Here is a 20,979-nt window from a genome sequence, read left to right as displayed (position 1 = left end):
GGACCATTCCACGCACTTTTGAGCATGCTCACGGGGTGAGTTAACGCAAGCCGGTGCCGCGCGCCAGCGCGGTGCGCACCATCGCATCCAGCAGTGTCGGATAGTCCACACCGGTGGCCGCCCACATCCGGGGATACATAGAAATGGTGGTGAATCCGGGCATGGTGTTGATCTCGTTGATCAACGGGCCGTCCTCGGTGAGGAAGAAGTCCACCCGGGCCAACCCCTGGCAGTCAATCGCGCGGAACGCCGCCACCGCCAGCTCACGGATCTGATCGCTCACGTCGTCGTCGACCTTGGCCGGCACATCCAATTCGGCGGTGTCGTCCAGGTACTTGGTCTCAAAGTCGTAAAAGGCGCCCGCAGCCGTCTCACCCTGATCCACGCCTTCGACCCGAATCTCACCGAGCACGCTGGCCCGGATGTCGCCGTCGGGGAACTCCAGCACCCCGCACTCCAGTTCTCTACCGACGATGGCGGCCTCGACGATCACCTTCGGATCGAACTGACGCGCGTGTGCAATCGCGGCGGGCAGCTCCTCCCAGGTGCTCACCCGAGAAACACCGAACGACGAGCCCGCCCGAGCGGGCTTGACGAACACCGGCAGCCCCAGGTCCTCCCGCTGATCCAGGGTCAAGGTGGTGTCACGCGGGCGGATCACGATGTACTTGCCGATGGGAAGTCCCTCGGCGGCCAGCAGTTTCTTGGTGAACTCTTTGTCCATACCGGCCGCACTCGCGAGCACGCCCGCGCCCACATAGGGCACTCCGGCCAGCTCCAACAGTCCCTGAATGGTGCCGTCCTCGCCGTAGGGACCATGCAGGACCGGGAACACCACATCCACCGAGGCCAGCACCTGGCCGGCGGCACTCGAATCGACGTTGACCAGCTGACCCGCACGACGCGGATCGGTGGCGAGCACCAACTCGGTACCGGATGCATCGGTGACCTGCGGCAGCCTGCGATCGCTGATCGCCAACTGTGACGGGTCGCCATCGGTCAGCACCCAGCCGCCCTCGGGAGTAACCCCCACCGCGACCACCTCGTAGGCGAGCTGGTCCAGATTGCGCAGGATGCTGCCGGCGGACACGCACGAAATCGCGTGCTCACTGCTGCGACCGCCAAAGACGAGCGCGACCTTGATCCGCTGTTGGTCTTCGCGCGCGCGGCTCCCCGAGGAATTCACAGTGTCAGACCGTACCGGCTGTGAGCGCAGACTCAATGTCGGCCAGCAGATCGTCGGTGTCCTCGATGCCCAGGGAGATCCGCGCGAACCCCTCCGGAACCGCGTCTCCCCAGCGCGCCCGGCGATCGACCGAGGTGTGTACACCGCCGAAACTCGTCGACGAAGCCAGCAGCTCGCTGCGTTGGATCAGCGTGTGCACCGCCTCGGCGCTGGCCAGTTCAATCGAGACCAGCGAACCGAACCTGCTCATCTGCGCGGATGCCACAGGATGTGATGGGTCGCTCGCGAGACCCGGGTACCGCACCGAGGCCACCACGGGATGTTCACGCAGCATCGTCGCGAGCGCGAGCGCGTTCTGGCATTGGCGCTCGAATCGCAACCCGGCAGTGGCGAGGCTGCGCGCACCCAGCCAGGCTTCGAACGGACCCAGGATGGCGCCGGCCCGGGATCGCTCCTGTGCGACGGCCGACACCAAATCCTCACGCGATCCCGCGACATATCCGGCGATGAGGTCGCTGTGCCCGGAGAGTGCCTTCGTCGCGCTGGCGACCACCAGATCGGCACCCAACTCGAGCGGCCGCTGACCCATCGGGGTGGCCGTGGTGTTGTCGACCACCAGCACACCGCCGCGCGCATGGGTCTGGCGGGCCAACAGTGCCAAGTCGACGACATCGAGCCGAGGGTTCGAGGGGGTCTCCGCCACCACCACATCGGCCTGTGCGGCCGCGGCCACCATCTGATCCGAACGTGCCGCGATTACGTTGATCCCCAACGCAGCAAGGTTTTCCGTGGCGTATCGCCGGGTTTGGTAGTAGCCGTCCTCCGGGACCACCAGGGTCTGCCCGGGACGGACCAATGCCCGCAATGTCGAGGCGATCGCGCCCATTCCGGAGCCGAACACCAGCGCGGCATCGGCGTGCTCCAGTGCCGCCAGACCCGATTCCCATTGTCTCCACGAGGGATTCGATGCGCGCCCGTAGGTGTCCAAGGAGTCATCCTCGGGAACCGGCAGATGATAGGCAGAGGCGAATACCGGCCCCGCAAGGAAGGGTTGTCCGGCAACGGGTTCGGCGGTGGCGGCCACTACGGCCCGGGTAGATATCCCTGGCTCTGGCATGTTCTTACTCCGGTTTGGTACTGCGCCCCAACAGTTGGGCGACGGCATCGGTGACGCTCAGTCCGCGATGACAGACGCCATGAACAGCCTCGGTGAGGGGCATCTCGACGTCATAGCTCGATGCCAGCGCCAAGATGGACTCACACGAGGTAACTCCTTCCGCGACCCTACCGCCGGCCGCGTTGCGCGCCTCCTGCAACGTCTCACCGTTGCCTAGCCGCATACCGAAAGTCCGGTTTCTAGAATGTGCCGACGTGCACGTGGCCACCAGATCTCCGACACCTGCCAGCCCCGCCAAGGTGGTGTGGCTGGCTCCCAGCGCCAGTCCCAGCCGGGTGATCTCGGCCAATCCCCGGGTGATGATGGTGGCTATCGTGTTCTCCCCCAAGCCAACTCCGGCGGCCATGCCACAGCTGAGGGCGATCACGTTCTTGCACGCGCCGCCCACCTCACAGCCCACGACATCGGAATTGGTGTAGGGACGGAAGTATCGCGTGGAGAACGCGCGCTGCAGGGCGACGGCCCTCGTCGAATCGGTGCACCCGATCACGGTGGCGGCGGGCTGGCCCGCGGCGATCTCACTGGCCAGATTCGGACCGGTCAGCACCGCGACCCGACTGGGGTCGGTACCCAGCACCTGCGTCACGACCTGGCTCATCCGCATGAGCGTGCCCACCTCGATGCCCTTGGCCAGGCTCACCACCGAAGACCCAGGCTCGATGAGGTCGGCCCACGGGGTCAGATTCGCGCGCAGCGACTGCGACGGCACCGCCAACAGCACCAGCTCGGCACCCTGCAGAGCCTGTTCGGCCACCCCGGTGGCCACTATCGAGGACGGCAGATCCACATCACTGAGGTACACGGAGTTCCGGTGCGTCGCATTGATCTCATCAGCCAATTCGGATCGGCGTGCCCATAAACGGACATCGTGGCCCGCATCGGCAAGCACCTTGCCTAACGCGGTCCCCCAGGAACCAGCACCCATCACCGCAGCTTTGACTGATCGTCTTCCCGCAAGCGGCTCATCCGTGGCCATGGCAGACACCCTAGCGGGGGCTGGCACCATGGAGTACGTGGGCAGACAGGCTGACGCGGACTTCGGCGTGATCATCGCGGTCAAGAACCTGGCGTCCGCGAAGAGCCGGCTGGCCCAATCCCTGACCGGACCCGAGCGAGAGCGGTTGGTGCTGGGCATGCTGAGGCACGCCATCTCGGTGGCGTTCAGCGCCGCCGGCACCGTCGCGGTGGTCAGCCCCGATCCTGCCGCCAAGGCGGCTGCCGGCAGAGCCGGAGCACGGTTCATCTTCGATGACACCCCCGAGGGCCACCTAGATCCGCTGAACAACGCGTTGCGCAGCGCAGCGGTACAGCTACGTGCATCGTCACCGAATCTTGTTGTGTTGCAAGCCGACCTTCCGGTGGTGACGAACGAAGAATTCGCCTCGGCGCTGGCCTCTGCACGCGGATACCCACGCAGTTTCGTCGCCGATCGGCACGGCACCGGCACCGCGGCACTTTTCAGCACCGACGGCGACCTGAACCCGCTGTTCGGAATCGATTCAGCACGGCGCCACCGGGATTCGGGGGCCGTGGAGCTCACCGGAGACTGGCCGGGATTGCGCTGCGACGTGGACACCCCGGAAGATCTGGCCGTGGCGCGCGAGCTGGGCGCCGCACTACCACTCTGAGCCGGTCCGATAACTCTATGATCACAAGGGTGACCACACCGAGTGTCCCCCCGGCCGCAACCACGATCACCTCCGGTGAGGAGCTGCCCGAAGACCGGTACCTCAATCGGGAACTCTCGTGGCTGGATTTCAACTCGCGCGTACTCGCACTTGCCGCAGATGAATCGCTGCCGATCCTGGAACGCGCCAAATTCCTGGCGATCTTCGCGTCCAACCTTGACGAGTTCTACATGGTGCGCGTCGCCGGCCTGAAACGTCGCGACGAGACGGGGCTGTCGGTGCGTTCAGCCGATGGCCTGTCGCCGCGCGAGCAGTTGAAGCTGATCGGCGAGCGCACGCAGGAGATCTCGATCCAGCACGCGCGGGTTTTCAGTGACTCGGTACGCCCCGAGCTGGCCGAGAACGGCATCTTCGTCGTCACCTGGGCCGACCTGTCCGAAGACGAGCGGAGCTATCTCTCCTCGTACTTCACCGACCAGGTCTTCCCGGTGCTGACCCCGCTGGCCGTCGACCCCGCGCATCCGTTCCCCTATATATCCGGTCTGAGTCTGAATCTGGCGATCACCGTTCAGGTCCCCGAGACGGGCGGTCAGCATTTCGCCCGAATCAAGGTGCCCGACAACGTGGATCGTTTTGTCCGGCTGCGTAGCCCCGACGGAACCGGGACCACCCAGACCGCGCGCTTCCTGCCGATGGAAGAGCTCATCTCCGCGCACCTCTCGGCGCTGTTCCCCGGCCTGGTCATCATCGAGCACCACGCGTTTCGCATCACCCGGAACGCCGATTTCGAGGTCGAGGAAGATCGGGACGAGGACCTTCTCCAGGCGCTCGAACGAGAATTGGCCCGACGACGGTTCGGGTCGCCGGTACGCCTCGAGGTCGCCGATGACATGACCGAGCACATGTTGGAACTGCTGCTACGCGAGCTGGATGTGGATCCTGGTGATGTGGTGCAGGTTCCGGGGCTGCTGGACCTGTCGTGCCTGTGGCAGGTCTACGGGGTGGATCGCCCCGCACTCAAGGATCCGACATTCGTGCCGGCGACCCATCCGGCGTTCGGGCAGGGCGAGACCCCGAAGAGCATCTTCTCGACGCTCCGGGACGGCGACGTACTCGTCCATCACCCTTACGACTCGTTCTCCACCAGTGTGCAACGGTTCATCGAGCAGGCCGCCGCCGATCCACAGGTACTGGCCATCAAACAGACGCTGTACCGGACCTCCGGCGACTCCCCCATCGTGAACTCGCTCATCGATGCCGCCGAGGCCGGTAAACAGGTGGTCGCCCTGGTGGAGATCAAGGCCCGCTTCGACGAACAGGCCAATATCAAGTGGGCACGCGCACTGGAAGATGCCGGCGTGCACGTGGTCTACGGCTTGATCGGTCTCAAGACACATTGCAAGACCGCCCTGGTGGTGCGCCGCGAGGGATCTGCCATCCGCCGGTACTGCCACATCGGCACCGGGAACTACAACCCGAAGACCGCCCGGCTCTACGAAGATGTCGGCTTGCTGACCAGCGCACCAGAAATCGGTGCGGACCTCACCGACCTGTTCAACTCCCTGACCGGGTACTCACGAAAGGTCTCCTACCGCAACCTGTTAGTGGCGCCGCACGGGATACGCGCCGGAATCGTCGACCGCATCGACCGCGAGATCGCTGCGCACCGAGCCGGCCAGGACGCCCGAATTCGGCTGAAGATGAATGCGTTGGTCGACGAGCAGGTGATCGATGCGCTCTACCGAGCCTCCCAGGCCGGAGTCCCCATCGAGGTGGTGGTGCGTGGGATCTGCGCACTGCGACCCGGGGTTCCCGAGTACTCCGACAGCATCACCGTACGATCCATTCTCGGCCGGTTCCTTGAACATTCGCGCATCATTCACTTCAACGCCATCAACGAATTCTGGATCGGCAGCGCCGACATGATGCATCGTAATCTGGACAGACGGGTCGAGGTCCTCGCACGCGTCACCGACCCGAAGCTCACCGCACAGCTCGACGATATGTTCACCTCCGCGTTGGACTCCCGGACCCGCTGCTGGGAGCTGCAGCCCGATGGCCAGTGGTTGGCCTCGCCTGCGGACGGCGAGGAAGTGCGCGACCATCAGGTCGAAATGATGAAACGGCACCGCTCGCAAAACGTGACATAAACCAGGTTCTCCCGGCTGAACAACTCTCCCCTGAAGGAGCTTTCGTGCCCGATCCGACCACGCGGACCGGTGCGGCGGTCCTTGCCGCCGGAGCCGCCCTCTGGCGGTACCAGGACAGCCCTGGCCAGGAGGACGCTGCCGGCGCCATCGAAGTGGCCCTGGTGCACCGACCACGATACGACGATTGGTCACTACCCAAAGGGAAACTCGACCCCGGTGAGACGGCGGCGATCGCGGCGGTCCGGGAGATCGCCGAGGAGACCGGATTTACCGCTCGTCTCGGCCGTCGACTGCCGTCGGTGAGTTATCCGGTGAGCCAGGGAACCAAGCGCGTCAGATACTGGGCGGCGCAGGCCATAGACGGCAAGTTCGAGGCCAATCACGAAGTCGACGAGATCAAGTGGCTTCCCGTGGCAACTGCGATCAAAACGGTCAGCTATGCGGTAGACCGGAAAGTACTGCGAAACTTCGCAAAGCATGAAATTGACACCCGGACATTGATTATCGTGCGCCACGCAAAGGCGGGGCGAAAGGAACGCTATTCGGGGGACGACACCCTGCGGCCACTGGATAAAAAGGGCCGCGCCCAATCCGAGGCGCTTACCGGCCAATTACTTGCATTCGGGGCCAGTGCGATTCATGCCGCCGATCGACTGCGCTGCCGCCAGACCGTGGAACCGCTTGCCGAGGAGCTGAACACGGTGATATTCAGCGAGCCGGCGCTCAGTGAAGAGGCCTATTGGGCAGACCGCAAGCGGGCGCATCGCAGAATTCTCGAAATCGCGGGATTGGACGGCGTGCGGGTGCTATGCACACAAGGTCAGGTCATCCCGGACCTCATCGAGTGGTGGGCGCAGCGCGACGGTGTCCGCCCCGATAAGTCGCGTAACCGCAAGGGCAGCATGTGGGTGCTGTCGATCTGCGGCCAGAAGCTGCTGGCCGCAGATCATCTGGACAGCCCCCTGCCCGCCGTCGGCTGGCAGCAGCACTAGCCCACAAAGCAACATCGGGCCCCACCTGCACGGTGGGACCCGATGTTGTCTTGTGAAACTACTTGCGGCCCTTCTTGGCCGGAGCCTTCTTGGCCGGGGCCTTCTTGGCGGGAGCCTTGGCCACAACCTTCTTGGCGGGAGCCTTCGCCACAACCTTCTTGGCGGGAGCCTTGGTCACGGCCTTCTTGACCGGAGCCTTCTTCGCGGGAGCAGCCTTCTTGACGACTGCCTTCTTGACCGGAGCAGCAGCCTTCTTGACAACTGCCTTCTTGACCGGAGCAGCCTTCTTGGCAGGCGCGGCCTTCTTGGCCGGAGCCTTCTTGGCCGGGGCGGCCTTCTTGGCGGCGGCACGCTTGGCCGGGGCGGCGGTGGAACCACGCTTCACAGCGGGACCGTCGGCCGGAAGCTTCTGCGAGCCAGAGACAACTGCCTTGAACTGTGCACCGGGACGGAACGTCGGTACCGACGTCGGCTTCACCTTGACAGTCTCACCGGTACGCGGGTTGCGGGCGACACGAGCGGCGCGGCGGCGCTGCTCGAAAACGCCAAAACCGGTGATTGTCACGCTCTCACCCTTGTGCACGGTGCGAACGATGGTGTCGACGACGTGCTCCACCGCAGCGGTGGCTTGCCGGCGATCCGAGCCCAACTTCTGTGTCAGAACGTCGATGAGCTCTGCTTTGTTCATGTAAAACCCTCCGAAGCCAGTGGTCCACTTTGAACCGACTTCGAACACGGTAAACCCAACTGCACGTGATTTCCAAGTGCCACGCGTAATTTCGGCAAAATTCTCTGAGCTTTTTATCGGGCCATATGCCGACCAAAAGCAATGCCCTTGCCCCCCAAGGGCGCCCAATCAGCTACTCAGAAGGCTCCAAAGTGCGGGGTTTGAACTCCGGTCGCGAGGCCTCAAAAGCCGCAATTTCATCGACTTTTCGCAGCGTAAGGCCTATATCGTCCAATCCTTCGAGCAGCCGCCACCGGGTGTAGTCGTCAATCTCAAACGGCACCACCACCGTTCCGGCGGTCACTGTCCGATCCTCAAGATTCACAGTGAGTTCCAAACCTGGATTCTGCTCGATCAGTTTCCACAGCAGCTCGATGTTGGACTGATCCACCAGTCCCGCAACCAGACCGGCCTTACCGGCGTTGCCCCGGAAGATGTCTCCGAAACGGGACGACAGTACTACTCGAAATCCGTAGTCCATCAACGCCCACACGGCGTGCTCACGGGATGATCCGGTGCCGAAATCAGGCCCAGCGACCAGCACACTGCCTCGGTTGAACGGTTCCAGATTGAGAATGAACGAGGGATCGGTACGCCAGCCGGCGAAGAGTCCGTCCTCGAAACCCGTTCGGGTGACACGCTTGAGGTACACCGCCGGGATGATCTGATCGGTATCGACGTTGGAACGACGCAGCGGCACACCAATTCCGGTGTGAGTGTCGAATGCCTCCACTATTTCCTCTCCCTGCTGGCCTAGAGCGCGGATTTTGCCAAATCAGCTGGCGATGAGAGCTTTCCCCGCACCGCCGTGGCCGCGGCGACGGCCGGTGACACCAAGTGAGTCCGGCCGCCCTTACCCTGGCGCCCTTCGAAGTTTCGGTTCGATGTCGAGGCGCACCGTTGCCCTGGTGAGAGCTGATCAGGATTCATGCCCAGACACATCGAGCAGCCCGCCTGGCGCCATTGAGCGCCCGCGGCGGTGAAAATCTCACCCAGCCCCTCGGATTCGGCCTGCGCGCGCACCCGCATCGAGCCGGGAACGATGAGCATGGTGACCCCATCGGCGACCTTCCGCTCTCGTAGCACGTCCGCCACCGCCCGCAGATCCTCGATCCGCCCGTTGGTGCAGGACCCGACGAACACGGTGTCCACCGGGATCTCACGCATCGGGGTACCCGGCGTGAGATCCATATAGGTCAGCGCCTTCTCGGCCGCCGACCGCTCCTCTTCGTCAGCCATCTGCTCCGGATCGGGCACCTCGGCACTCAGGGGCACTCCCTGACCCGGATTGGTGCCCCAGGTGACGAAGGGCGTCAAAGTACTGGCATCGATGTGCACTTCCGCGTCGAACTGAGCGCCCTCGTCCGTGCGCAGCGAGTCCCATTCGGCCACAGCGGCATCCCACAGCTCACCCTTGGGCGCGTGCGAGCGGTCCTTCAGATAGGCATATGTCGTCTCGTCGGGAGCGACCATCCCCGCTCGCGCGCCCGCCTCAATAGACATATTGCACATGGTCATTCGGGCCTCCATCGACATCTCCTCGACGGCCTGCCCTCGGTACTCCAGGACGTATCCCTGACCGCCACCGGTGCCGATCTTTGCGATGACCGCCAAAATGACATCCTTGCTGGTGACACCGACCGGGAGGGGGCCATCGATGTTGATGGCCATGGTCCGAAATGGCCTCAGCGGCAAGGTCTGCGTGGCCAGCACGTGCTCGACCTCGGAGGTCCCGATGCCCATCGCCAGTGCTCCGAAGGCTCCGTGCGTGGAGGTGTGGCTGTCACCGCATACGACAGTGGTACCCGGCTGGGTCAAACCCAGCTGCGGTCCGACCACGTGCACGATGCCCTGTTCCGCGTCTCCCATTGGGTGCAGGCGGATACCGAATTCTTTACAGTTCTTCCGGAGGGTCTCGACTTGAGTGCGGGACACCGGATCGGCGATCGGCTTGTCGATATCGATCGTCGGCACATTGTGATCCTCGGTCGCGATCGTCAGATCCGGACGGCGCACCGGGCGTCCGGCAAGACGCAGACCGTCGAACGCCTGCGGACTGGTCACCTCGTGGACCAAGTGCAGGTCGATATAGATGAGGTCGGGCTCACGCGCCTCGCCCTCACCGGTTCCGCGTACCACTACGTGGGAGTCCCAGACCTTCTCTGCCAGGGTCCTGGGCTGTTGGACACTAGTCATCATTGGCTCCGTGCTGATTGCGTCTCAATATTTGGAACGTTAGTATCGTCCTGTGAGACAGCATAGCGGCATCGGCGTCCTCGACAAAGCGGTGCAGGTCCTGACCGCCATAGGCGACTCGCCCTGCGGGCTCGCCGAATTGTGCGATCGCACGGGACTGCCCCGCGCCACCGCCCACCGACTCGCGGCGGGGTTGGAAGTGCACCGACTCCTGTCCCGCGACGGCGACGGACAGTGGCAGCTCGGCGCCGGACTGACCGAACTCGCGGCCCATGTCAACGATCCGCTGCTGAGCGCCAGCGCCCAAGTGCTGCCCAAGCTGCGCGAAATCACCGGCGAGAGCGTGCAGCTGTACCGGCGAGAAGGCACCGTACGGATATGCGTGGCGGCACTCGAACCACCAGCGGGGCTTCGCGATACCGTCCCGGTCGGCTCGCGGCTACCCATGTCCGCCGGGTCGGGCGCCAAAGTGTTACTTGCCCACAGTGATCCGGCCACGCAGGCGGCGGTGCTCCCCGGCGCGACGTTCACCGAACGCGCGCTTGCCGATGTGCGCAAGCGGGGTTGGGCCCAGAGCGCGGCCGAGCGCGAGGCCGGAGTCGCCAGCGTATCGGCGCCCGTTCGCGATCGACACGGCAATGTCATTGCCGCGATATCGGTTTCCGGTCCGATCGATCGGATGGGCCGGCGGCCGGGGGCACGCTGGGCCGCCGATCTCGTTGCCGCCTCCGAGGCGATAACGGCCCGGCTTTAAGCTCCGAATATGGGAAGCAATCAGCGCTCGCAGATCGTCATGTCCGACGAAGAGATCACCGAGTTCATCAACAACTCACGCACCACGACCATGGCCACCATCGGCGCCGACGGGCAGCCGCATTTGGTCGCCATGTGGTACGCGGTGCTCGACGGCGAGGTGTGGTTCGAAACCAAGGCCAAGTCGCAGAAGGTGGTCAATCTCAAGCGCAATCCCACCATCACCTGCCTTATCGAGGACGGACTCACCTACGACACCCTGCGCGGGGTCTCCATTGAGGGCCAGGCCGAGATCGTCGAGGATCCGGACGTGCTGTTCCAGGTGGGCATCAGCGTCTTCGAGCGCTACACCGCGCCGTACACAGAAGAGATGAAGCCCATCGTCGAGACGATGCTCAACAAGCGCATCGCGGTCCGGGTCCGCCCCGCCCGCATCCGGTCCTGGGATCACCGCAAGCTCGGTCTGCCCGCGATGCCGCTCGGCGGCTCCACCGCCCCGCAGCAGTAGGTGCGACTGTGGGCCAGCTTGCGCGCGACGCGTTCGACTCCTTCCGCGAGGGTCTGCGGCATAAGAAGATCAAACGGCCATTGAGCGACGCGCTGGTCCACCACCTGGGCTCCGGTGCGGAGGCCGGACAACATGACGATCGGGTCCGCGAGCTGTGCGCCGAGACCCTCGACATCGACGTGGACGTCGAGAAGGCCGGCACGACTCAAGCGCGCAAATTCGTGATCTGGACCCTGCGTGAGCGCCATCCCGAATTGACCGAGGAGGCGCTACGCGCATTGGGTGATTATCGAGCCAAGAGCTGGCTATAGGTTCCGCATGAAGAGCTGGTACCCCCGATGGGATTCGAACCCACGCTACCGCCGTGAGAGGGCGGCGTCCTAGGCCGCTAGACGACGGGGGCTAGAACATTCCGTGCAATGCGCGTGGCGCGCAGACTTGACAGTCTAGCCCACCGGGGCACATCCACCAAATCACTTGTCGTGCAAATGATTTGCGCTGGGGTACCAGGACTCGAACCTAGAATGGCGGTACCAGAAACCGCTGTGTTGCCAATTACACCATACCCCAATGGCTTCGCAGAACCGCAGGTCAGCGCGCTGACAGCGGACTTTGGAGCCGACGAGCAGACTACCAAACCAAGGGCCATTAACCCGAATCGGTTTGGCCCTCACCCCCATTTTCCCAGGTCCGAGCGTTTCTCAGCCGCGTCAAGGTGCGCTCGGGGCCCAGCAGTTCCATCGATTCGAACAGTGGCGGGCTCACCGTCGCACCGGTAACCGCGACACGCAGCGGCCCGAATGCCTTCCGGGGTTTGAGCTCGAGCCCCTCGATGAGTGCGCCCTTGAGCGCCTCCTCGATGGCCGCGGTAGTCCACCCCTGAAGCGACTCCAGCGCACCGATAGCCGCCTCCAGAACGGGCAGCGAGGCCTCCCCCAATTCCTTGCGAGCCGATCCCGGGTCGATCGCGTACACGTCGTCGTTGAGGAACTTCAGCAGGCCCCAGGCGTCTCCCAGCACCACGACTCGCGTCTGCACCAGATCCGCAGCCACCGCGAAGGCGGTGTCGTCCAGTCCGAGCTCGTATCCGTGCGCGGCGAAGAAGCTGCGCAGCCGCGCCACAAACTCCTCTGGGGCCAACAACCGGATGTGCTCGGCGTTGATGGCATCGGCCTTCTTCTGATCGAACCGTGCCGGATTCGAGTTCACATCGGCGACATCGAAGGCGGCGACCATCTCGGCAAGCGAAAAGATGTCGTGGTCGTCGGCGATCGACCACCCCAACAGGGCAAGGTAATTCAGCAGCCCCTCGGGAATGAATCCTCGATCGCGATGCAGGAACAAGTTGGACTGGGGATCACGCTTGGAGAGCTTCTTGGTGCCCTCGCCCAGCACCGACGGCAGGTGAGCGAACGTGGGTATCGAATCTGCCACCCCGACCCGGATCATGGCCTCATACAAGGCGATCTGGCGCGGCGTCGACGGCAGCAGATCCTCGCCACGCAGCACGTGCGTGATCTTCATCAACGCATCGTCGACCGGGTTCACCAAGGTGTACAACGGATCTCCGTTGCCACGGGTCAGCGCGAAATCGGGCACCACACCCGCCGCGAACGTGGTCTCCCCCCGCACCAGGTCGTTCCAGGTGATGTCGTGATCGGGCATCCGCAGGCGGACGACGGGATCGCGCCCGTCGGCCCGGAACGCCGCGCGCTGCTCATCGGTGAGATCACGGTCGTAGTTGTCGTACCCCAGTTTGGGATTGCGCCCCGCGGCGAGGTGCCGGGCCTCTACTTCTTCCGCCGTGGAAAACGCCTCATAGGCCTCCCCCGCCTCCAGCAGCTTGCGCACCACATCAAGATGCAGCTCCTTGCGCTGCGACTGCCGGTACGGCGCGTACGGACCGCCGATTTCGGGACCCTCATCCCAGTCCAGGCCCAGCCACCGCAGCGCGTCCAGGATCGCCAGATAGCTCTCCTCGCTGTCACGCCCGGCATCGGTGTCCTCGATACGGAATACGAAGTCGCCCCCGCAGTGTCGCGCGTACGCCCAGTTGAACAGTGCGGTGCGAATCAGACCGACATGCGGGGTGCCCGTCGGCGAAGGACAGAAACGAACCCGGACCTTGTTGGATCCAGTGGTGTCACTCATTGTTACTTCGCCTTCCGCACAACGGGATTGGACAGAGTTCCGATGCCTTCGATGGTCACGCTCACCGTGTCGCCGTCGACGATGGGCCCGACGCCCTCGGGAGTTCCGGTGAGGATCACGTCGCCCGGCAGCAGGGTCATCACGGCGGACACCCACTCGACGATCGCTCCGACATCGTGCAACAGCAACGAGGTTCGGCTGCTCTGCCTCACCTGGCCGTTGACCTCGGTCCGGATGGCGAGATCCGAGGGGTCGAGATCCGTCACAATCCACGGCCCCAGCGGGCAGAAGGTGTCGTGCCCCTTGGCTCGTGTCCACTGACCATCGGCTCGCTGGTGATCACGCGCGGACACGTCGTTGCCAATCGTGTATCCCAGAATGTTCTCGGCCGCCCGGGAAGCGGGAACGTCCTTGCACGGCCGGCCGATCACGATGGCGAGTTCGCCCTCGTGGTGCACCTCGGATGCGCTGGGCGGCAGCTGGATCGGCAGACCCGGACCGATGATCGACGTGTTGGGTTTGATGAAGATCACCGGCGACTCCGGCGGGGCACCACCCATTTCGGCGGCATGAGCGGCGTAGTTCTTGCCCATGCACACCACCTTGCTTGCCAGGATCGGTGCCAGCAGCCTGACATCGGCGAGCGGCCACTGCCGCCCCGTAAAGGTCGGGGTACCGAAGGGGTGCTCGGCGATCTCCCGGGCGGTCTCGGTGCCGTCTTCTCCTTCGATACTGACGAAGGCGACACCGTCTGGGCTGGCAATACGTCCTAGGCGCATTTACATGAGCCTAGTTGCCAGGCTTTGCGGCTTCCGCTGTGTCCGTCTTAGCGTCCTCCGCCGGTGTATCACCCCGGATGTTGGCGCGGGTGACCAACGCCACGAGGAAATCCTCCAACCGGTCGCGGGTGATGTCGAGCTCATGGCGAAACCAGGTGGTGACCAGGTCCAGCCCGCCGGAAACCAGCGTGAACGTGGCCAGGTCCAGGTCGGGATCCAACGCGTCATCGGCGGGAAGCAACACACGCCCTTGGTCGGCCATCACCTGCGCCAGGGTCTTGACCAGATCGCGCCTGCGCGCGGCCAGCCCCTCGGTGGCCTGCGATTCGACCAACAGCCTTCCCCGGCGCGGGTCGGCGGTAAGGAACCTGAGGCCGGTGCCGACGGCGGCACGCGTGCGCACCACCGGATCTTTCGATGTGGAGCTCTTGGCGATGGCCTCGATGATGGCGGCCGATCCCGCGAGCATCTGCTCGTCGAGCATCGCGAGCACCAGCTCGTCGGTGCTGCGAAAGCTCTCGTAGAAGTACCGATCGTTGAGTCGGGCCTCGGCGCATACGCCACGGACCGTCAGACCCTTCACACCGCTGCCGGCGACCAGGTCCAGCGCGGCATCCAGCAGCGCCGCGCGTCGTCGTGCGCGTCGTTCACCGGATGTGGCTCCGCCATAGGTCCGGGATGGCATCCGCCGATTGTCGCACTACGGTGCTTGACCTCACGGGTTTTTGTGGTGATGATTCTCACCAGATGGTGAGACCTGTCACCAGATGGTCGCTTTCGACGAGGAAAGGACGCCCCGATGGGGTCAAAGACGGCTTCGAGCCGGGAGAAGCTGCCCAATCCACCGCAGCTTCGCGAGTTCCCGTTCAACGTGTTCGCGCGCTTTCTGCCCGGCCGCGACATCCGCGCAACCGCTGAGCAGCGGGAGTCATTCCGGCACTTCGCGCATATCGGCGACCCGCTCGCCGACGCCGTGGTCGCGATGTTCGCCCGCTTCCCCGCCGGACAGGGGCGTCGCATGTTCGAAACCGCAGTCGAAGAGGGCATCGACGCGGTCGAGAACCCACCCGAAGAGCTCATCGCCTTCTTCGAACAGATCGATGCACGGCCGTACTGGCTCGATGACAAGAAACTCGAACTGGCCGCACGGGTCAGCATGCGCACCGGCGTGGTGGGACTTGGCCTGGCCCTTCCCGGCCTGGCACTGACCGGCGGGTATCTGTCGTCTCGTGCCGACAAACCCCTCGTCGGCACGGGCAATCTACAGGCGATGGCCCCACGCAGGCTCAACGAGACCGCGCAATGGCTCATCGATGTCACCTCGCCCAACGGACTGGATCGATTCTCGGCCGGGTTCAAGGGAATTCCACGCGTACGGCTCATGCACGCGCTGGTGCGCGCGGCCATGAACCGGCGCGACGACTGGGACTTCGAAGCCTGGGACGCCCCCGTCAACCAGATTCAGCTCGCCGGCACACTCATGCTCTTCTCACTGGCCAATCTCGCCGGTTGCCAGGCCATGGGAATGAGCTTCTCCGACACCGAGCGCGAGTCCGTGTTCCATTTCTGGCGGTATGTGGGGCTGCTCATGGGAATTCACCCCGAGCTCGTACCCACTAGCGAGGAAGACACGTGGCGCCTGTTCTGGCTGGAGGCCGATACCGAATTCCTTCCCGACGAGGATTCGTATGCGCTCACCCAGGCATTGCATGCCCCGCTGCCCGGCGAGCCGGTGTTCATGCGGCTCTCGCGCACCTACCTGTCGTCGTACAGCAGGCTCATCCTGGGCAAGACCAATGCCGATCGACTGGGCCTACCCGACAACAAACCGATGCAGGCGGCCGTCGTGGGCACCTCGGTCGTGAACTGGTTCTTCGAGCGCCGCAATGTTCTGCCCGGCATGACCCGTATCAGCGAGGAGATCGGCCAGTTCGCACGACGGCAGATCGTCTCGCAGGGCATGTCGCAATCCGGCGGGGATCGCACGTACCGGCGACACGACAGACTCGCGACGGCAAGCTGACACATCTCATATATTGAGACATCCATTCAACAATCTGGGATGGATGTGGAACCATGGTCACCATGGTTCACGTCGATGAGGTTGGCACAGCGCGCCGTTGGGCGATGCTGGCCATTGCCCTGGGATCCACGGCCGGTGCGAACGTCTTCATCAACGGTGTGGCATTCCTCATACCGGCCCTGCACACCGAGCGTGGGCTCAACCTCGCCAACGCGGGTCTGCTGTCCGCCATGCCCAGCTTTGGGATGGTGTTGACGCTCATCGCCTGGGGCGCACTCGTCGACCGGTTCGGTGAGCGGATCGCGCTGGTGAGCGGGCTCGCGCTGACGGCGCTCGCGGCATTCGCCGCAGCCGAGGCACCGTCGTTGGTGATCACAGGTGTCTTCCTGCTGTTGGGCGGAGCGGCTGCCGCGGCATGCAATTCGGCCAGCGGCCGCGTGGTGGTCGGGTGGTTCCCGCCACATCAACGCGGGACCGTCATGGGCATCCGTCAGATGGCCCAGCCCTTGGGCGTCGCGTTGGGTGCGTTGGTCATTCCCCGCATCGCCGAAAGCCACGGCGTGGCGACGGCACTGCTCTTTCCGGCGGTCGTGTGCGCGGTGTCCTCCGTTGTGTGCCTGGTCGGCATCATCGACCCACCGCGACCGCCCCGTTCGGAAGCACCCCAGGAGCATCTGGCCAATCCCTATCGCGGGTCCCGCATGTTGTGGCTGATCCACGCGGTGTCGGTGCTGCTGGTGGTCCCGCAGGTGGTCGTGTGGACCTTCACGCTGGTGTGGCTGGTGACCGACAGGGGTTGGAGCATCGGGGCGGCCAGCGTCATGGTGACCGTGGCACAGCTGGTCGGCGCCCTGGGCCGGGTCGCGGCCGGAATGTGGTCCGACCGTTGGGGTTCACGCATGAAGCCGATCCGGACCATCGCCGCGGCAGCGTCCGCCACCATGGCACTGCTGGCCATCACCAACCAGCTCGACTGGTCCATCAGCGTCGTCGTCATGCTGGCCGCGTCGGTGATTACCGTGTCGGACAACGGCCTTGCGTACACCTCCATCGCCGAGATCGCCGGACCCTTTTGGAGTGGCCGCGCCCTGGGTGCGCAGAACACCGGTCAGCTGCTCACGGCCGCTGTCGCTCCCCCGGTCTTCGGAGCGCTGGCGTCGGTGGCGGGATTCTCGGCAGTATTCGCGGTGTGCGCGCTGTTCCCCTTGGCGGCAGTCGGTTTGGTGCCGGTGAAGCTGGAGCGTCCGGCCCACTAACGCCGAATGCGAGCCTGACGCGGATTTCCGACTGGATTTCCGCGCGAGGCTCGCACTCGATCAGGACTACAGGAAGCTGGCGATCCGATCACCGGTCGCCGAGGTGGAGAGCTTCTCCTCGCCTCGGGTGGCCAGGTGCTGCTCGACGGCCTTTTCGACGCGAGCAGCGGCCTCGGTCTCACCGAGATGGTCCAGCAGCAGCGAGACCGACACCACGGCGGCGGTGGGATCGGCGATCCCCTGGCCCGCGATATCGGGCGCACTGCCGTGCACGGGTTCGAACATCGACGGGTTCTTACCTGAACCATCGATGTTTCCGCTTGCGGCCAAACCGATTCCACCAGTGACGGCGGCGGTCAGATCGGTGATGATGTCGCCGAACAGGTTGTCGGTGACGATGACGTCGAAGCGGCCCGGATCGGTCACCATATGGATGGTGGCGGCATCGATGTGCTGGTAGGACACCTGCACATCGGGGTGCTCGGCGGCGATTTCGTTCACCGTCCGCGTCCACAGGGATCCGGCGTACTTGAGCACATTGTTCTTGTGCACCAGCGTCAGGTTCTTGCTCCGGGCCTCGGCGCGCTGGAAGGCGTTGCGTACCACGCGCTCCACCCCGAACCGGGTGTTCAAGCTGACCTCGGTGGCCACCTCGTGCGGGGTCTCCACACGGATCGCACCGCCATTACCGGTGTACGGCCCCTCGGTGCCCTCGCGAACCACGACCAGGTCGATGGCCGGGTTGCCGGCCAGCGGCCCGGTAACGCCCGGGTACAACTTGGCCGGCCGCAGGTTGATGTGGTGATCCAGCGCAAAACGTGTGTGCAGCAGCAGACCGCGCTCGAGTACTCCACTCTGCACCGATGGATCACCAATGGCGCCAAGCAGAATGGCGTCGTGGCCGCGTAGCTCGTCGAGCACCGAATCGGGCATCAGCTCGCCGGTGGCCAGGTAACGCTTGGCACCCAAGTCGTATTCGGTCTTCTCGACACCGGGCAGTACGGCATCGAGAATCTTGACGGCCTCGCCGATGACCTCGGGACCGATGCCGTCACCGGCGATGATCGCGAGCTTGGTCATGAAAGATCCACCAGCTCAAGGGTTGTCGCGCCGACGGCGGCGCGGATCTCGTCCAGCACGGCATCCGGGGCGCTGCGGTCGATACGCAGGATGATGGTGGCCGCCTCGCCGGAAGCGTCCTGGCTCAGCTGCGCGGCCTGGATGTTGACGTCGGCAGAACCCAGCACGGTGCCGATCTTGCCGAGGGCACCGGGCACGTCGGCGTAGTTGATGACGAGGTTTTCGCCCTCGGCACGCAGATCGAAGTTGCGCCCGTTGATCTGAACGATCTTCTGCACTTGCTGCGGGCCGGACAGGGTGCCCGCCACGTTGATCACCGAACCATCGGCGTACACAGCGCGCACGTCGACGACACTGCGGTGGTTCGGGCTTTCGGTGGCAGTGCTGATCTCCGCACTCACACCACGCTCTTCGGCGATCGACGGAGCGTTGACGAAGGTCACCTGGTCCTCGATCACCGAGGAGAAGAGTCCACGCAGCGCGGAAAGCTTCAGCACCGCAACATCTTCGGAGGCAAGCTCACCGCGTACGTCGACCGACAACGAGGTGGGCAGCTGCTCGGAGACGGCTCCGATGAGCACACCGAGCTTGCGCACGACCTCAAGCCACGGCGCGACCTCTTCGCTGACAACTCCCCCGCCGACGTTGACGGCGTCCGGTACGAACTCGCCGGCCAGCGCCAGCTTCACGCTGGCGGCCACATCGGTGCCCGCGCGATCCTGCGCCTCGCTGGTGGAGGCGCCCAGGTGCGGGGTCACCACGACCTGGTCGAGCTCGAAGAGCGGGCTGTCGGTGCACGGCTCGGTCGAGAACACGTCGAGCCCGGCGCCGCGGACATGTCCGCTACGGATGGCGTCGGCCAGCGCTGCCTCGTCGATGAGCCCACCGCGTGCGGCGTTGACGATGATGACGCCCGGCTTGGTCTTGGCCAACGCCTCCTTGCCGATGAGGCCCGCGGTCTCCGGGGTCTTCGGCAGGTGCACCGAGATGAAATCTGCCCGACCCAAAAGTTCGTCGAGGGTCAGCAGCTCGATGCCCAGCTGGGCGGCGCGAGCGGCCGACACGTAGGGGTCGTACGCGACGATGTGTGTGCCGAACGCGGCGAGCCGCTGCGCGAACAGCTGCCCGATGCGGCCCAGGCCCACGACGCCGACGGTCTTGCCGAAGATCTCGGTGCCGTTGAACGACGAGCGCTTCCAGGTGTGCGCCTTGAGCGACGCGTCGGCGGCCGGGATCTGCCGCGCGGTGGACAGCAGCAGGGTGACGGCGTGCTCGGCGGCGCTGTGAATGTTGGAGGTGGGTGCGTTGACCACCAGGACACCACGGGCGGTAGCGGCCTTGACGTCGACATTGTCGAGTCCAACGCCGGCGCGTGCGACGATCTTGAGCTTGGTTCCGGCGGCCAACACCTCGGCGTCAACCGTGGTGGCCGAGCGCACCAAGAGTGCATCAGCATCGGGTACCGCGGCCAGCAGCGCGGGGCGGTCGGGGCCATCGACCCAGCGCACCTCCACACCATCACCAAGTGCTTCGACGGTCGACTGGGCAAGTTTGTCGGCAATCAGCACGACTGGACGTTCGCTCACGTCGTCACAGCTTAGTGCCGTGTGCGACGAGGCTCACGTCACACCTGGTCTAGTACCCGATCCGCGTGGCCTCGGCGCGCAGCGCCCCGACGTCAGGATTGGGGTGAAATGCGCGAACAAGCTCGTCAGTCAGTGCCGCCTGGTCCATAACCCGCTGTACAGCGGACTCGGGTATGACGTGGCCCTGCGCGGGGTACAGCCAGTCCAGCTCCCGGGACGCCCGCCATACGACAAGCGGCTCGAACAGGTCCTCACCGCCGTTCCCGTAGTAGCCCCACTGCGTCGGCTTCGGGCTTCCGTGGCGCCATGCGATATCCGCCGGGCTGCGCCACACACAGACGGTCATTTGTGGGGCGCCGTCGTAGTAGTCATACAAGTCGGGGTTCTTCAGATCCGACTTGAACGGCCCCGGCAGATCACCGACGAGGCCCGACCAGTAGTCGTCTTCGTTGTAGGTACTCAACTCCGATTCGTGGTCAAAGCCGCGAATGAAGACACCCTCCTTGGCCGAGAAAATGATCGACCAGTCGTCACCGCCCCCGTCCGTGTACTTCACGAGATCGTCGCCGGGGCGCCAATTCGGTTGGTAGACAGTGCCGGTATCGCCCTTACCAAGCACTCGGCCCTCGACCAAAGCATCGAGCATCGCGATCACGCGGCATCGCCTGCGCAGTTCCGCCGGATCTGGAAGCCTCCCAGCGAACTCCACTACGCTGCTCCCCCGTGTGGCTTTGCGTAGGGCCTTCGGAGTCGAGCACGCAAGGATAATTAAACCCGACAAGACAAC

20 protein-coding genes and 2 tRNA genes are annotated in these 20,979 nt (G+C 64.5%); 8 read left to right on the top strand and 14 right to left on the bottom strand.

All coding sequences use genetic code 11. From position 1 onward, the window contains the following. Window positions 1-40: 40 nt before the first annotated feature. The 3 genes from BKG76_RS19120 to BKG76_RS19110 are packed head-to-tail and all read right to left on the bottom strand — an operon-like array spanning window position 41 to window position 3,339. Window positions 41-1,186, bottom strand: a complete 1,146-nt coding sequence (locus BKG76_RS19120) for a D-alanine--D-alanine ligase family protein (RefSeq protein ID WP_070938993.1) — start codon at window positions 1,184-1,186, stop codon at window positions 41-43. Window positions 1,187-1,190: 4 nt separating this feature from the next. Beyond that, window positions 1,191-2,303: a cystathionine gamma-lyase gene (locus tag BKG76_RS19115; RefSeq protein WP_070938992.1), complete on the bottom strand. Its 1,113-nt coding sequence runs from the start codon at window positions 2,301-2,303 to the stop codon at window positions 1,191-1,193. Window positions 2,304-2,307: 4 nt separating this feature from the next. After that, window positions 2,308-3,339: an NAD(P)H-dependent glycerol-3-phosphate dehydrogenase gene (locus BKG76_RS19110; RefSeq protein ID WP_109420806.1), complete on the bottom strand. Its 1,032-nt coding sequence runs from the start codon at window positions 3,337-3,339 to the stop codon at window positions 2,308-2,310. A gap of 28 nt (window positions 3,340-3,367) precedes the next feature. Between BKG76_RS19110 and cofC the strand changes: the two genes are divergently transcribed. Genes cofC through mutT1 form a run of 3 tightly spaced genes read left to right on the top strand, consistent with a single transcriptional unit; the run spans window position 3,368 to window position 7,133 of the window. Continuing rightward, on the top strand, window positions 3,368-3,991 hold the full coding sequence (gene cofC / locus BKG76_RS19105; RefSeq protein ID WP_070939368.1) for a 2-phospho-L-lactate guanylyltransferase: 624 nt from the start codon (window positions 3,368-3,370) through the stop codon (window positions 3,989-3,991). Between the two features lie 17 nt (window positions 3,992-4,008). After that, window positions 4,009-6,141, top strand: coding sequence for an RNA degradosome polyphosphate kinase (locus BKG76_RS19100; RefSeq protein ID WP_070938990.1), 2,133 nt, complete (start codon window positions 4,009-4,011; stop codon window positions 6,139-6,141). A 44-nt stretch (window positions 6,142-6,185) separates the two neighbouring features. Next, window positions 6,186-7,133, top strand: coding sequence for an 8-oxo-(d)GTP phosphatase MutT1 (mutT1, locus tag BKG76_RS19095; protein WP_070938989.1), 948 nt, complete (start codon window positions 6,186-6,188; stop codon window positions 7,131-7,133). 58 nt (window positions 7,134-7,191) lie between these two features. Here the strand turns inward: mutT1 and BKG76_RS19090 are convergent, their stop codons facing one another. The 3 genes from BKG76_RS19090 to leuC form a co-directional block, all read right to left on the bottom strand. Beyond that, window positions 7,192-7,821 carry an HU family DNA-binding protein gene (locus BKG76_RS19090; RefSeq protein ID WP_070938988.1) on the bottom strand — a complete coding sequence of 210 codons (630 nt, stop codon included), beginning with the start codon at window positions 7,819-7,821 and terminating at the stop codon, window positions 7,192-7,194. 172 nt (window positions 7,822-7,993) lie between these two features. Next, window positions 7,994-8,593, bottom strand: coding sequence for a 3-isopropylmalate dehydratase small subunit (gene leuD / locus BKG76_RS19085; RefSeq protein WP_070938987.1), 600 nt, complete (start codon window positions 8,591-8,593; stop codon window positions 7,994-7,996). 20 nt (window positions 8,594-8,613) lie between these two features. Beyond that, entirely contained in the window at window positions 8,614-10,056 is a 1,443-nt protein-coding gene (gene leuC / locus BKG76_RS19080) for a 3-isopropylmalate dehydratase large subunit (RefSeq protein ID WP_070939367.1), read from the bottom strand. A gap of 52 nt (window positions 10,057-10,108) precedes the next feature. On the opposite strand from leuC, the gene BKG76_RS19075 reads away from it, so the two are divergent. From BKG76_RS19075 to BKG76_RS19065, 3 genes are read left to right on the top strand one after another with little or no spacing between them, the layout of a single operon-like run. Then, window positions 10,109-10,810, top strand: coding sequence for an IclR family transcriptional regulator (locus BKG76_RS19075; protein ID WP_070938986.1), 702 nt, complete (start codon window positions 10,109-10,111; stop codon window positions 10,808-10,810). A 9-nt stretch (window positions 10,811-10,819) separates the two neighbouring features. Next, a complete protein-coding gene (locus BKG76_RS19070; RefSeq protein ID WP_070938985.1) occupies window positions 10,820-11,317 on the top strand; it encodes a pyridoxamine 5'-phosphate oxidase family protein in 498 nt (165 codons plus the stop codon). A gap of 8 nt (window positions 11,318-11,325) precedes the next feature. Further along, window positions 11,326-11,628, top strand: coding sequence for a hypothetical protein (locus tag BKG76_RS19065; protein ID WP_070938984.1), 303 nt, complete (start codon window positions 11,326-11,328; stop codon window positions 11,626-11,628). 16 nt (window positions 11,629-11,644) lie between these two features. On the opposite strand, the gene BKG76_RS19060 is transcribed toward BKG76_RS19065, so the two are convergent. From BKG76_RS19060 to BKG76_RS19040, 5 genes are all read right to left on the bottom strand, one after another. Beyond that, window positions 11,645-11,720: transfer RNA gene (locus tag BKG76_RS19060), tRNA-Glu, on the bottom strand. A 95-nt stretch (window positions 11,721-11,815) separates the two neighbouring features. Beyond that, a tRNA-Gln gene (locus BKG76_RS19055) sits at window positions 11,816-11,887 on the bottom strand. 78 nt (window positions 11,888-11,965) lie between these two features. Further along, window positions 11,966-13,468: a glutamate--tRNA ligase gene (gltX, locus tag BKG76_RS19050; RefSeq protein ID WP_070938983.1), complete on the bottom strand. Its 1,503-nt coding sequence runs from the start codon at window positions 13,466-13,468 to the stop codon at window positions 11,966-11,968. Window positions 13,469-13,470: 2 nt separating this feature from the next. Then, entirely contained in the window at window positions 13,471-14,247 is a 777-nt protein-coding gene (locus tag BKG76_RS19045) for a fumarylacetoacetate hydrolase family protein (protein ID WP_070938982.1), read from the bottom strand. A 10-nt stretch (window positions 14,248-14,257) separates the two neighbouring features. After that, window positions 14,258-14,932: a TetR/AcrR family transcriptional regulator gene (locus tag BKG76_RS19040; RefSeq protein ID WP_070938981.1), complete on the bottom strand. Its 675-nt coding sequence runs from the start codon at window positions 14,930-14,932 to the stop codon at window positions 14,258-14,260. 114 nt (window positions 14,933-15,046) lie between these two features. On the opposite strand from BKG76_RS19040, the gene BKG76_RS19035 reads away from it, so the two are divergent. Beyond that, window positions 15,047-16,270 (top strand): oxygenase MpaB family protein, encoded by a 1,224-nt coding sequence (locus BKG76_RS19035; RefSeq protein WP_070938980.1) that lies wholly within the window; start codon window positions 15,047-15,049, stop codon window positions 16,268-16,270. A gap of 53 nt (window positions 16,271-16,323) precedes the next feature. Beyond that, window positions 16,324-17,526, top strand: coding sequence for an MFS transporter (locus BKG76_RS19030; protein WP_070938979.1), 1,203 nt, complete (start codon window positions 16,324-16,326; stop codon window positions 17,524-17,526). Between the two features lie 66 nt (window positions 17,527-17,592). Here the strand turns inward: BKG76_RS19030 and BKG76_RS19025 are convergent, their stop codons facing one another. From BKG76_RS19025 to BKG76_RS19015, 3 genes are all read right to left on the bottom strand, one after another. Then, entirely contained in the window at window positions 17,593-18,606 is a 1,014-nt protein-coding gene (locus tag BKG76_RS19025) for a 3-isopropylmalate dehydrogenase (protein ID WP_070938978.1), read from the bottom strand. Beyond that, the gene (gene serA, locus BKG76_RS19020) at window positions 18,603-20,174 is read right to left on the bottom strand and encodes a phosphoglycerate dehydrogenase (protein ID WP_030094107.1); all 1,572 of its coding nucleotides are present in this window, start codon (window positions 20,172-20,174) and stop codon (window positions 18,603-18,605) included. Before serA ends, BKG76_RS19025 begins: the two co-directional genes overlap by 4 nt. Window positions 20,175-20,241: 67 nt before the next feature. Then, window positions 20,242-20,901, bottom strand: a complete 660-nt coding sequence (locus BKG76_RS19015; RefSeq protein ID WP_070938976.1) for a hypothetical protein — start codon at window positions 20,899-20,901, stop codon at window positions 20,242-20,244. Window positions 20,902-20,979: the final 78 nt, after the last annotated feature.

The organism is Mycobacteroides franklinii (assembly GCF_001853795.1).
GTDB lineage: Bacteria > Actinomycetota > Actinomycetes > Mycobacteriales > Mycobacteriaceae > Mycobacterium > Mycobacterium franklinii.
Note: the sequence above shows the minus strand (reverse complement) of the source record. Positions and strands in the feature narration are given on the sequence as shown.

What these genes read in the sequence shown, in the direction of transcription:
- BKG76_RS19115 (WP_070938992.1), bottom strand. Translation starts at nt 2,303, where the DNA reads ATGCCAGAGCCAGGGATATCTACCCGGGCCGTAGTGGCCGCCACCGCC.
- BKG76_RS19030 (WP_070938979.1), top strand. Translation starts at nt 16,324, where the DNA reads ATGGTCACCATGGTTCACGTCGATGAGGTTGGCACAGCGCGCCGTTGG.
- BKG76_RS19045 (WP_070938982.1), bottom strand. Translation starts at nt 14,247, where the DNA reads ATGCGCCTAGGACGTATTGCCAGCCCAGACGGTGTCGCCTTCGTCAGT.
- cofC (WP_070939368.1), top strand. Translation starts at nt 3,368, where the DNA reads ATGGAGTACGTGGGCAGACAGGCTGACGCGGACTTCGGCGTGATCATC.
- BKG76_RS19110 (WP_109420806.1), bottom strand. Translation starts at nt 3,339, where the DNA reads ATGGCCACGGATGAGCCGCTTGCGGGAAGACGATCAGTCAAAGCTGCG.
- BKG76_RS19035 (WP_070938980.1), top strand. Translation starts at nt 15,047, where the DNA reads ATGGGGTCAAAGACGGCTTCGAGCCGGGAGAAGCTGCCCAATCCACCG.
- BKG76_RS19100 (WP_070938990.1), top strand. Translation starts at nt 4,009, where the DNA reads ATGATCACAAGGGTGACCACACCGAGTGTCCCCCCGGCCGCAACCACG.
- BKG76_RS19070 (WP_070938985.1), top strand. Translation starts at nt 10,820, where the DNA reads ATGGGAAGCAATCAGCGCTCGCAGATCGTCATGTCCGACGAAGAGATC.
- gltX (WP_070938983.1), bottom strand. Translation starts at nt 13,468, where the DNA reads ATGAGTGACACCACTGGATCCAACAAGGTCCGGGTTCGTTTCTGTCCT.
- BKG76_RS19090 (WP_070938988.1), bottom strand. Translation starts at nt 7,821, where the DNA reads ATGAACAAAGCAGAGCTCATCGACGTTCTGACACAGAAGTTGGGCTCG.
- leuC (WP_070939367.1), bottom strand. Translation starts at nt 10,056, where the DNA reads ATGACTAGTGTCCAACAGCCCAGGACCCTGGCAGAGAAGGTCTGGGAC.
- BKG76_RS19025 (WP_070938978.1), bottom strand. Translation starts at nt 18,606, where the DNA reads ATGACCAAGCTCGCGATCATCGCCGGTGACGGCATCGGTCCCGAGGTC.
- BKG76_RS19040 (WP_070938981.1), bottom strand. Translation starts at nt 14,932, where the DNA reads ATGCCATCCCGGACCTATGGCGGAGCCACATCCGGTGAACGACGCGCA.